The following is a 12,436-nucleotide window of genomic DNA, read 5'->3' as shown; positions in this document are numbered from 1 at the left end:
TTGGGCATAAACAAGAGACGAGGAAGAGACTTATTCAATAATTCCCCCTTGTCTCCCTCATCTCCCTCTGCTCCCCTACCCCCTGCCCCCTGCCTTCCCTGCACTCCATCGGACGGTTACGTGATCGCAACTGCCTTTTTACGAGAAGGACGTTTGCGGTCTGATTTTTTCTTCAATCCTACTGCTTGGGCTTGATCGCTATCTGAGCCATATTGCCCGCGCACGACTTCTTTCATCGCTAATACAGCATTATGAAATTCCCATTCTGCTAATCTGGCAGCATCAGCAGCAGCCCGGTATAAAGCTAGTTTCTCAATTTCGGCTTGTTGAGAAATCAACATCGCCTGATAAACTTCCTGTAACTTTGCAGATGACGCATCAACACGGGTTGTATTGTAGGTGCTGACGGTTTGCAAACCGTGGAATGAGCTAATATCTTGACTAATAGTTTGAGGACGCAAACGGCGTGTTGTATCTTGGATAGTCATAAATGTATAAGTAGTATTGTGTACATCTAACGTACCCATTACAACTTAAAATCTATCAGTAAGATAAATTTAAATAGATATTTGGTGAACAATAATTTATAGACGTAAAAGCGCGTAGTGAAACGTTAGCGTAGCGGGCCCAGCCAGTCAAATTTCGTGTGTTTACATTGCATTGTGAATGTATTAACTTGCATTGTGAATGTATGGGCTTACATTATTAACACATCGGCTTACATTATTAACACATCGGCTTGCATTATTAACACATCGGCTTGCATTATTAACACATCGGCTTGCATTATTAACACATCGGCTTGCATTATTAACACATCGGCTTGCATTATCAACACATCGGCTTGCATTGTGAATGCGTCTTACGGAGTAAGTTTCAAAACACACCTTAGTTAGATTCTCTATGCCAAATTGTCGTGATACTATTCGGCTTATTCTTGTTATTGCTTAGTAGGAGGCAATTATAGAGATCGGTAAACGCAGTTTTTAATAAACTGCTTTCGCTTTGGGATTAAAGCAAAACGACACTACAGCAATGAATCCAGATTATCTGGGGTAAATATTAGATTTTAACTCGTCATTAAATTAGTGATCGCACCTAACTATCCGATCGCGACAGTTTTGCGTTTCAAAATACACTTTTATTCAAGGAAAGCGTTGATTATGTCCAACTTCAAAATATTTTCTACTGGTTTAGCAGCGATCGCTTTATCTGTTGCAACTGGTTGCACACCAACTACTCTCCGTGACCAAAATACATCAGAAGTTCCATCTGCTCAGTCTGTGCAAGCAACTGAAAGTCCATCTCCAACGGCTTCCCCAACTGCTTCTCCAACTGTATCACCAACTGCATCAGGGCAAAATAACCTCAGTTCTTCAGATAGACAATTTATCATTGAAGCGGCTCAAGATGGTTTAGCAGAAGTTCAATTAGGACAACTTGCATCACAACGTGGAACTAGCAATGTAGTCAAACAATATGGACAGCGTATGGTTCAAGATCATAGCCAGGTCAACGCACAACTCAAACAGTTGGCAGCTCAAAAAGGTGTCACACTGCCAACTAGTATCGGTAGCAATAATCAGCAAATCAAGCAACGTTTATCCAAACTTTCTGGTACTAATTTTGATCGCCAATATCTGAATCAGATGCTTCAAGCTCATGAAAAGGATGTCGCGGCATTTCAAACTGAAGCTCAACAGGGACAAGATCCAAATGTGAAAGCATTTGCGGCTCAAGCGCTACCAACCCTCCAAAAACACTTGGAAGAAGTTCGTTCCATTGTTAATCCTGGTGGAACTTCAAATAGCGGCCCAACTAGCACTCCAACTAGCACCCCAACTCCAACCAGCACCCCATAAATCCCAAATTTCATCATTAAAAAACCACAAGAGCAAAAACTAATAACCTTGATTTACGAAGCCGCACAAACAGGCAAAACAATCTCTCTACCTCGTGTATCATCAGGGCTTAATGCCACTCGTGGGCACGCTCCTAGAATGCTTCATTAAAATTGAAGCGTTTCTTAAATGCAGAGAGACGCATTAGCATTACAAAAGAATGCATTGGCATTGCAGAGGGACGCATTGGCATTGCAAAAAGACGCATTGGCATTGCAAAGAGACGCATTAGTATTGCAAAGGGACGCATTGGCATTGCAGAGGAACGCATTAATTTAACTTAGTACAACATTTCATTAATTTGTAACGAATTTCTTGCGCCTACCTTTGCGCTCCTCTGCATTTAAATAAAATTAAATCTTCAAGCAGTTCGTTAAAAAAATTGACTTTCACAAATAGTTATAGCTCAATAAAGTTCAGTTAGCGTCAAAAACTACCGAAAATGTTGGGTTTCATTCCTCAAACCAACCTACGATTATCCTTAAATGAAGTGTATTGATTTATAGCCTTAACTAAACTCTATTAGTTTTCATTGTCACTATCATATCCTCAAGCTTCAAAACTACTATAAATAGAAAAATAAGCAATCAAATGAATGAATTACAAGCAATCTTAGAAGGCTTTGAATCCAGTCAAGAAAGTGGTGAAATCACTTTTCTTGCCACTGTAGTTAAAACTCAAGGTTCAACCTATCGCCGACCGGGTGCTAAAATGTTTATGACAAATACAGGTCGGATGATCGGAACAATCAGCGCTGGTTGCTTAGAGAATGACGTATTTGAGTATACTCAGCAACGAATGTTAGACGGCAAACCAATTCTTGTTACTTACGATCGCACCGCCTCTGAAGATATTCTTTGGGGTTTTGGTTTGGGGTGCAATGGGGTAGTACAAGTTCTCATCGAACGGCTTGAGAGAAAAAGCATACCCAATGCGATCGCTTTTACACAAGAGTGCTTTCATAAAAAACATTTGGGTATCATTGCTACAGTCTTTGCTTTTGAAGGCGAGGTAGATGTAAAACTTGGGTCGCGCTTACTGCTCTATCCAAATGGTAAAATTGTCACTGACATTAAAGATCCAAATTTAATTGAATCTTTGAGTGCAGATGTTCAAGCGGCCTTTGTTAATCAAAAGTCAAGCGTCAACAACTATCAGTTACCTTTAGGCAGTGCAGAAGTTTTCATCGAAGTCATTCAACCACCCACACCTTTAGTAATCTTCGGTGCGGGTTATGGCGCTGTACCCGTAGCAAAGTTTGCTCAAGCATTAGGTTGGGATGTTACTGTAGTTGATTGTCGAGCTAATGAGACAACTAGAGCGCGATTTCCTCTAGGTTGTGATGTGATCCTTAGCAATCGAGACATTATACATAAACAGATTTTTATAGATGTTCAAACAATAGCTGTAGTGATGACGCATAATTATCTTGACGATCTAGAAATTTTAAAGATGATGCTACCATCTCCTACACGTTATATTGGCGTTTTAGGAACAAAGCATCGCACAGAAAGATTGCTACAAGATTTATCCAGCAAAGGGATAGTTCCTACTAGTGAACAATTAAATAGATTGTATAGTCCTGTTGGTATTGATATCGGTGCAGAGACACCAGAAGAAATAGCGATCGCCATCATTTCAGAAATTCAAGCAGTGCTGAAAAACCGCAATAGTAATTTTTTAAAAAATCGTAATCAACCAATTCATAAAAGTTATCACGACAATTTTAATTAGTGACTAGCGACATAGTGCTTATCTGTTATGATATTCACCCATAAGCAATATAGAAACTGAAACATCAAGCATAGCTATTATTCTTGTGGCGGGTACAGCAAAAAACCTGTTGCTTGATTAAGGATGTCGTTTTTTGCATCACATTGCAGAAATTGCGATCGCTTCAGTTTGTAACCTGTGGTAATCGAATGTCCTTGAAGTTAATTTTTCGATTGCTTGATGTTCATCGTGATGTATTTACTGCTTATAAAGCCAATTTGGTCTAATTTTTGTTTAAGTCCCAATAGGATTTCTATATGCAAAAAAAGGTAGTGTTGCGATGAGAATCTTGCTGATCGAAGATGACGAAGTTTTAGCAAGTGTTTTGTTGCAGTCTCTTACCCAACAACACTATGCTGTTGAAATAGCAGAAGACGGACAAATTGGCTGGGAATATGCCCAAGCTACAAACTACGACCTGATATTAACAGATGTGGTACTGCCGAAGCTGGATGGTATTACTTTATGCCAGCGCTTACGTTCTAGTGGCTGTTCCACTCCTATTTTATTGATCACAGCAAAAGATGAAACTAGCGATCGCATTCGTGGACTTGATGCTGGAGCAGATGATTATCTAATTAAACCTTTAAATTTGAGAGAACTGCAAGCAAGGGTACGCGCTTTGCTACGTCGCGGCGATACTCCCCGTCCTCCAGTGCTAGAAGTTGGAGCATTGCGTTTAGATCCAAGTATTTGCGAAGTAACATACGACAATCAAGTTCTGGATTTAACACCTAAAGAATATAGTCTGCTGGAGATATTACTGCGGAATCCATTGCGGGTTTTTAGTCGGGGAGATATTATCGAACATCTCTGGACTTTTGACGATCCACCCCAAGAGGAAACTGTGAAGTCTCATATTAAGGGGTTACGACACAAGTTAAAAGTAGTTGGAGCCGTAGACTGGATTGAAAACGTTTATGGTTTGGGATATCGCTTAAAATCCCAAAAAACTACTAGTAGTGGAAATAGCAAACAAGAAATAACTCAAAAAAATCCAGTTCAAAATTCTTCCACAACTGATACATCTCCATCCGTTGAACAGCAGTTTAAGCAAGCAATGAATGGGTTGTGGAGTCAATACCAGGGGTTAATGACACAGCGAATGGAGGTATTGCAACAAGCAGCAGCAGAACTCTCTAGCGGCACACTAACTATAGAATTACGTAACTCGGCTGAACGGGAAGCGCACAAGCTAGCTGGTGTTTTGGGAATGTTTGAGCAAGAAACAGGAACTCAAATAGCACGGAAAATTGAACAGATTTTAGCCACAGAAGGGGATTTATTAGCAGCCCAAAAACGCCGACTGCGATCGCTGATACAAGAGTTAGGCGAATTGTTAAATCTAATGGCACAAAAGCTAGTAGATCAAACTGCTACCTCGATTGAGGAAGAGATAAGTTCTAAGTTACTGCTGATTGACCCTGATTTACAACTAGGTTCACAGTTGCAACAAGTAGCATATTCTATGGGAATGCGTTGGCAGCAAATAACGACGTTAGAAGGTGCAAAAAACTGCTTGCAAACCACATCACCAGATTTAGTAGTGCTAAATGTAGATGAGATCGGTCAGCGAGAGGAAACTTTAGCATTAATGTTGGACTTAGCAACACACACCCCTCCTATACCTGTTCTGGCACTTGCTGTCACCGATCGACTAGTGGATCGTGTAACTTTGGCTCAGTCTGGAGTGCGGGGTTTTCTCCTCAAGCCTGTCACCGCAAGTCAAGTTTGGGAAACTGCCTCACAAATATTACAGTTTACCCGTTCTTTAAAAGTAAATGTATTAGTCGTTGATGATGACCCGTTTATCTTAGCAGCACTAGGCCCAATGTTAGAACCTTGGGGAATGCGAATCACCGGATTGGACGATCCCCTACGTTTCTGGGAAGTATTACAATCTACTGCACCAGATTTGTTAATTTTGGATGTGGAAATGCCCCAAATTAGTGGTATAGAACTTTGCCAGGCAGTTCGCACAGATCCCCAATGGCAGGAATTGCCAATCGTCTTTCTGACGGCTCACCGAGAGATGGAAACGGTGCAGCAGGTGTTTGCTGCTGGGGGAGATGATTATGTGGTTAAACCTGTTGTAGGGGCAGAATTGCTGGTAAGGATTACCCATCGCTTAGAACGCAGCCGCCTACTACAGTCACTCTCTACCAAAGATCCCTTAACGGGATTGTCAAATCAATTTCAGTCTAGCCGCGACTTACAGCGCCTGATTGCCCAAGCCGAAAAAAATCAGCGATCGCTTTGCTTGGTGATCTTGAATATTAGCGATTTACGCCAAATTAATATCCAGTACGGCCATGAGGCTGGTAATCAAGTATTGCAACGATGGAGTCGTCTATTCCAATCAGCATTTTGCAGTGGTGAAATATTGGGCTATTGGGGTAATGGAGAATTTGTGGTGGGAATTTCTGGGTTTACTGAAACAGAAGTCAGTGTAGACACTGAGCAGCTTGTCATCAAACATCGTCTCAGTGAAATTTTAATTAAGCTTCGCCAGCAAGTATTTACAGCTTCAAATGGCGATCGCTTCCAGGTAACTTGTAACTTTGCTGTGGTTGAGTATCCTAATGATGGACTAAACTTACAATCTCTATACCAAGTTGCTAATTCTATGTTGAAGCAGAGCTAGAGGGTAAGAAGGCAAGAGGCAATAGGCAATAAGCAATAGGAAAGAAGGCTTTTTGAGTATTGGGTAAAGGATGTATTCAAATCCTTTCCCCATTTCCCTTTCCCCTTTAACCCTCAAGAAGGATGTATTCAAAACCTTTCCTCATTTCCCTTTCCCCTTTAACCTTCAATGATGCTGATAACCGTATTGCTGCTGTAACATTTAAAGGCAGTATGTAGTTTTGCTATGGTTAAATATCTTAACGATTAACTATAGATACAATCACTATACCAGGTTGTTTTATCTATACCAGGAGACATTAAGGAGTGGGTGATGAGCGCTAAACAATTGGAGCAGGTGAAGCAATTGCAAGCTACCCTCACCAAGATGGAAGTAACATTAGGTGCGATCGCTGATGCTGTAGTCTGGGTAGGAGAAGACCGACGCATTCAATGGTGCAATTCTCATTTTGAATCCCTGGTAAATCAACCCCACGACAATATCTGCGGCGCAAAATTAACTGACTTGCTACCCTTATCACAAGCAGGACAAGCGGCGTATCCTGATGTGCAGATACTCAATGGGGAGTATGAAACAGCAAATTATCAGTACCAGCAGGGTGAGCGAACTTTAACACTACAAATTTCTGGTAGCTGTACCGAACTGACTGACGACCAATGTGCAATACTGGTGATTCGGGATATCACGCTAACGAAACAAACTCAAGAATCTTTGCAAGAGATTGAAGAGCGATTGCAGACATTAATTAATGCTACACCCGATATTATCTGTTTAAAGGACGGCGAGGGAAAATGGTTGCTGTCAAACCAGGCTAACCTAGAATTTTTAGAGATACAAGGCGTTGATTATCAAGGTAAAACAGACTCCGAACTGGCAGAATTTAGCAATTTTTATCACGATGCTTTACTCAACTGCAAGGAAACAGATGAGCAAGCTTGGCAGTCGGGATGTGTGCATCGGGTAGAAGAAATTATACCTAGACCTGATGGGACAGTGAGCAGTGTCGATATGATTAAAGCTCCCCTATTTCACCAGGATGGTAGACGCAAGGCTCTAGTGGTTTTAGGAAGGGATTTGAGCGAACGCAAACAAACTCAAGTAGCCTTAGAAAACTCTTTGTCTTTATTAAGCGCTATCTTTGAATCGATTCAAGACGGTATCTTAGTAGTCGATAGTTTAAGTAATATTACTACTCATAACCAAAAGTTCTTAGAAATGTGGTCAATTCCACCAGAACTTTTGACAGAACCAGATCATCCTCAGCGACTGGCGTATTTAGCAAACCAACTAAAAGACCCCGATCAGTTTTTAAAACGAGTCCGAGAATTATACTCACACCCGGAAGTAGTTAGTTACGATTGCTTAGAACTGCAAGATGGTAGAGTCTTTGAGCGATATTCCTGTCCTCAGCGCGTTGGCGAACAGATTATTGGTAGAGTGTGGAGTTTCCGCGATATTACCCAACGCCAAAGGGCAGAAGAAGCACTACGACAAAGTGAGTTGCAATATCGGACTATTTTTGAAGCAATCAATGATGGACTATTTATTACTGATATAGAAACTGAAAAAGTAGCTGAAGTTAACCCTGCGGCTTATCAGATGCACGGTTATTCTTATGAAGAATTTCTTAGTTTACATCCATCTGTCTATATTCACCCAAGCTCACATTCAGTTTTTCTACAGTTTGTTGAAACAACGCGAGCTGGCGGGCAATTTTATGGGCAAGCAGTTGATATCTGCAAAGATGGTACTTTAATAGATGTGGAAGTCAAAGGAACGACTTGCATTTACAACGGTAAGCCACACATCTTAGCAGTAGTGCGCGATATTAGCGATCGCAAACGCACCGAAGAAGCCTTACGCCAAAGCGAAGTCCAGTATCGAGATTTGGTGCAAACAGCCAACTGTATTATTCTGCGTTGGGACGGCAACGGTGATATTATATTTTTAAATGACTACGGTCAAAGGCTTTTTGGCTTCGATTTAGATGAAATTATTGGGCATAATGTCATCGGCACAATTGTTCCAGAAACCGAGACTTCTGGGCGTGACTTACAGACATTAATGGTTGATATTTGTCAACACCCAGAAAACTATTTATTCAACGAAAATGAGAACTTATGCAAAAATGGCGATCGCGTCTGGATAGTCTGGGCAAATAAACCCATATTAGATGCACAAGGAAACTTAATCGAAATTCTTTCAGTAGGAACTGATGCCACAGAACGCAAACGCGCTCAAGCAGCCCTCCAGCAAAGCGAGTTAAAGTTCCGTAGCATCGTTGAAAATGCCAATGACCTGATATTCGTCCTTAACCTAGATGGAATCTTTACCTATCATTCGCCTAATGTTACCTCAATTATGGGATACAGCCTAGAGGAAATAGAAGGTCATTCTGTGGCGGAGTTTACCAAACCGGAAGATTTGGCAACTAGCGCCGCAGCATTACAAAGGGCTGCCACTGGAGAAAAACTGACTGACATTGAGGTGCGATTAAGACACAAAAATGGCAACTGGCGATGGTTCAACTTTAATACTTCGACAATTAATTCTGAGAGTGGCACAGTTGCTATTTTGGGTGTAGGGCGTGACATTACAGAACGCAAGCAAGCAGAAGAAGCTTTGCGGCGTAGTGAAATGAAATACCGCAACATCTTTGAAAATTCCCAAGTGGGTATTTTCCGCACTCGGCAACAAGATGGATTGATTATCGAGGCTAATCAACGCGGTGCCGATATTTTAGGTTTTGCCTCTGCCGCTGACTTGATTGGCAAGTTCTTCACAACTGACTTATATGCTAACCCAGGCGATCGCACACGGATGTTAGCAGAGTTAGAAAAAGACGGTGAAGTTCGTAATTTTGAAGTAGCACTACAGCGACTCGATGGTTCGGTTGTTTGGTTACTGTTGTCACTCCGTCTCAACGCCGAAGAATCCTGTTTAGATTCCGTTTTTACAGATATTAGCGAACGCAAACAGCAAGAACAGGCTTTACGCTTAATTGTTGAGGGTACAGCAGCAAAAACAGGTAATGAATTCTTTAATTCCTGCGTTCGTTACCTGGCTGAGGTATTGCAAGTTCAATATGCCCTAGTCACTGAGTTTCATGATGAGCAGAAAACTAAAGTCCGCACTTTGGCATTTTGGTCTTGCGGGGCTATTAACGAAAATTTGGAATACTATTTGCACGGTACTCCTTGTCAACATACCTTGGAAGGCAATATGTGCCACTATCCCCAAAGAGTGCAAGCTGCTTTCCCTGAAGATGCAGATTTAGTCAGGATGAATGCCGAGAGTTTTTTTGGCGTTCCTCTCACCAGTTCCTCTGGGGAAATCATTGGACATCTAGCAGTGATAGATGTCAAACCGATGAAGCACGATCCGGGACGGGAACTGATTATCAAAATCTTTGCTGCCCGTGCTGGTGCCGAATTAGAACGCAAACAAGCAGAAGCAGCCCTACAAGAAAGCGAGTTAAAGTTTCGCACTATTGTTGAAAAGGTCAATGATGTGCTGTTTGCGATCAGTTCTGATGGGGTTTTCAACTATATTTCCCCTAATATTTTGAATACTACCGGATTTGCCCCCAGCGAAATGGAGGGTAATTCTTTGACATTCTTTACTCATCCCGACGATGTGCAAAAATGTCAAGAAGTCGCCCAAACTATCCTCGCAACCGGTGAAGGAATTTCGGGGACTGAGTACCGCGCCAAACATCGTACTAAGGGCTGGGTTTGGCTAACCTCTAATGCAGTCCGCACACAAGATGCCCAGGGTAATTTCCAGATTGTGGGTGTAGCTCGTGATATTAGCGATCGCAAACAAGCAGAAGCAGCTTTGCAACGTCGGACTCAAGCAGAAAGTTTACTCAGTAGCATTTCTCGCCAATTTATTGACCAAAATTTAGAAACAGCAATTAATTTTACACTCCAGGCGATCGCTCAGTTTATTAGTGCCGAACACAGCTGCATTTTTGAATTATCCGAAGATCAAAGGCGATTCGACCTGATTCATGAATGGTGTGGTGAAAATGTCGAGCCATTGATTGATCTTGCCAAAGGTTCGCCTATTGAAAGTTTTCCCTATTTCTATACTCCGATCCTTTGTGGCAACCATATACAAATCCCTTCTGTGGCAGAACTGCCGCTTGATACACCAGAGAGAAAGCTATTTGAGGGGATGTCATTTCAGTCTTTAGCTGCTGTACCCATGCTTCATTCTGGCAAAGTAGTTGGATTTGTCGGTACAGCGATGATCCACTTGTGTAAAGCCTGGAGTCAAGAAGATATTAATCTATTGAAGTTGGTAGGTGAAATAATTGCGATCGGTCGAGCCAGACATCAGGCAGAAGAAGCGCTGAGAATTGCCAAAGAAGCAGCCGAAACTGCCAACCAAGCTAAAAGCGCTTTTCTCGCTAATATGAGCCACGAACTCCGCACGCCTCTCAATGCCATCCTGGGTTTTTCTCAGTTAATGGAACGAGATACTAGCCTCAATTCAAACCAACGTGAATCTTTAGCTACCATTAACCGCAGTGGCGAACACTTGCTCAACCTGATTAACGATGTCCTGGAAATGTCCAAAATTGAGGCTGGACAAATCATTTTCACCCCTGAAGACTTCGACCTTTATCTACTGTTGCAAACATTACAAGAAATGTTTCAGGTAAAGGCACAAACAAAGCAATTATTCCTCAGATTTGAAATTGCTCCCAATCTTCCCCGTTATATCCAGACAGACGAGGGGAAACTCCGCCAAGTTCTCATTAACCTTTTAGGTAACGCCGTCAAGTTTACTCAAACAGGGGGAGTAACGTTGCGAGTCAGGTTGGGGAGTGAACAGGGAGCAGGAGAAGAAGCAAGGGAGCAGGCTTGCCGTGAGCGTAGCCGAACGGGAGCAGAGAGCAAGGGAGAAGAATTTTCCCCTCTGCCCCCCGCACACTGCCCCTCTGCCTCTTCCCCATTCCTTCATTTTGAAGTCGAAGACACTGGACGGGGAATAGCACCAGAAGAAATGAATAACTTGTTTCAGCCTTTTGTTCAGACAACAAGTGGTATCCAAACCAAGGAAGGAACTGGATTAGGACTGACAATCAGCCGTCAATTTGTGCGGTTGCTGGGTGGCGATATTTACTTAACGAGTACCCCTAGACAAGGTTCTACTTTTAGCTTTGACATCCAAGTAAATTTAGCCGCAGCATTGAAAGTTTCACCAAGATTGAATAAGGGACGTGTCATCGAGCTAGCAGCAGGCCAACCCTCTTACCGGATTCTGGTAGTGGATGACCGTAAAGAAAACCGCGATTTAATTGTGCAACTTCTTGGTAGCATTGGCTTTGAAATTAAGGCTGCGAATAATGGACAAGAAGCGATCGCAATGTGGCAAACTTGGCAGCCTCATCTTATTTGGATGGATATGCGGATGCCTGTAATGAACGGCTACGATGCAACTAAAGAGATTAGAGCCAGGGAAAGAAATACAAATACAAATCATCGCACCGTAATTATTGCCTTAACTGCTAGTGCTTTTGAAGAACAACAGGCGAGTATCTTAGCCGCAGGTTGCAACGACTTGGTTCGTAAGCCATTTCGTGAGCAGGTAATTTTTGAAAAGATAGCTGAATATTTGCAGGTGCGTTATATCTGTACAGAAGAAAGCAGTGAAGATTCAACAGACAATAACCTAAAGAATATTCAATTTTCCATTTTGGATCTTCGCTCTGCAATTACCATTATGCCTGCTCAATGGGTAACAAAACTTAATCAGGCAGCCGTTGAAGTCGATGCCGAAAGGATTTTTCAACTAATTGAGCAAATTCCACCAACACATTCTACTTTGGCAGAAAAATTGACAAATCTAGTCCGAAGTTTCTGCTTCGATGAAATTATTGATGTAACGGAAGAAAATTATAACTGAGTCAACTTAACATTAAATGGGCGCTTAGAAACCGCATTTACACGAGGCTTTACCCACGGAGATGGGTTTCAAACACTCAATTTTCGCCTGTTAATATTCTCTTTGATTGTGCGATCGCATATTTGATAAGTAAAACCAATTTTGTATTAAATAAATTTTTTAATTATAAAAAGTCATTGAATGATAAGTAAAAAATAAGTTT

General features: G+C 41.8%; 6 protein-coding genes. 5 read left to right on the top strand and 1 reads right to left on the bottom strand.

Going from position 1 to position 12,436, the window contains the following annotated elements:
* Nucleotides 1–116 precede the first annotated feature (116 nt).
* On the bottom strand, nucleotides 117–488 hold the full coding sequence (locus H6G86_RS24510; protein WP_190936513.1) for a hypothetical protein: 372 nt from the start codon (nucleotides 486–488) through the stop codon (nucleotides 117–119).
* A 675-nt stretch (nucleotides 489–1,163) separates the two neighbouring features.
* Between H6G86_RS24510 and H6G86_RS24505 the strand changes: the two genes are divergently transcribed.
* From H6G86_RS24505 to H6G86_RS24485, 5 genes are all read left to right on the top strand, one after another.
* Nucleotides 1,164–1,862, top strand: a complete 699-nt coding sequence (locus H6G86_RS24505; protein WP_190936512.1) for a DUF4142 domain-containing protein — start codon at nucleotides 1,164–1,166, stop codon at nucleotides 1,860–1,862.
* A 152-nt stretch (nucleotides 1,863–2,014) separates the two neighbouring features.
* Entirely contained in the window at nucleotides 2,015–2,185 is a 171-nt protein-coding gene (locus tag H6G86_RS24500) for a hypothetical protein (RefSeq protein ID WP_190936511.1), read from the top strand.
* A gap of 307 nt (nucleotides 2,186–2,492) precedes the next feature.
* On the top strand, nucleotides 2,493–3,635 hold the full coding sequence (locus H6G86_RS24495; RefSeq protein WP_190936510.1) for an XdhC family protein: 1,143 nt from the start codon (nucleotides 2,493–2,495) through the stop codon (nucleotides 3,633–3,635).
* Nucleotides 3,636–3,954: 319 nt separating this feature from the next.
* Entirely contained in the window at nucleotides 3,955–6,318 is a 2,364-nt protein-coding gene (locus H6G86_RS24490) for a response regulator (protein WP_190936509.1), read from the top strand.
* Between the two features lie 312 nt (nucleotides 6,319–6,630).
* On the top strand, nucleotides 6,631–12,234 hold the full coding sequence (locus H6G86_RS24485; protein ID WP_190936508.1) for a PAS domain S-box protein: 5,604 nt from the start codon (nucleotides 6,631–6,633) through the stop codon (nucleotides 12,232–12,234).
* Nucleotides 12,235–12,436 lie beyond the last annotated feature (202 nt).

The sequence above is a fragment of the Nostoc sp. FACHB-133 genome (genome assembly GCF_014698055.1).
Taxonomy (GTDB): Bacteria; Cyanobacteriota; Cyanobacteriia; order Cyanobacteriales; family Nostocaceae; genus Nostoc.
The sequence above is the reverse complement of the archived record's forward strand: the minus strand, read 5'-3'. Positions and strand labels throughout refer to the sequence as shown.

What these genes read in the sequence shown, in the direction of transcription:
- H6G86_RS24510 (WP_190936513.1), bottom strand. Translation starts at nt 488, where the DNA reads ATGACTATCCAAGATACAACACGCCGTTTGCGTCCTCAAACTATTAGT.
- H6G86_RS24505 (WP_190936512.1), top strand. Translation starts at nt 1,164, where the DNA reads ATGTCCAACTTCAAAATATTTTCTACTGGTTTAGCAGCGATCGCTTTA.
- H6G86_RS24495 (WP_190936510.1), top strand. Translation starts at nt 2,493, where the DNA reads ATGAATGAATTACAAGCAATCTTAGAAGGCTTTGAATCCAGTCAAGAA.
- H6G86_RS24490 (WP_190936509.1), top strand. Translation starts at nt 3,955, where the DNA reads ATGAGAATCTTGCTGATCGAAGATGACGAAGTTTTAGCAAGTGTTTTG.
- H6G86_RS24485 (WP_190936508.1), top strand. Translation starts at nt 6,631, where the DNA reads ATGAGCGCTAAACAATTGGAGCAGGTGAAGCAATTGCAAGCTACCCTC.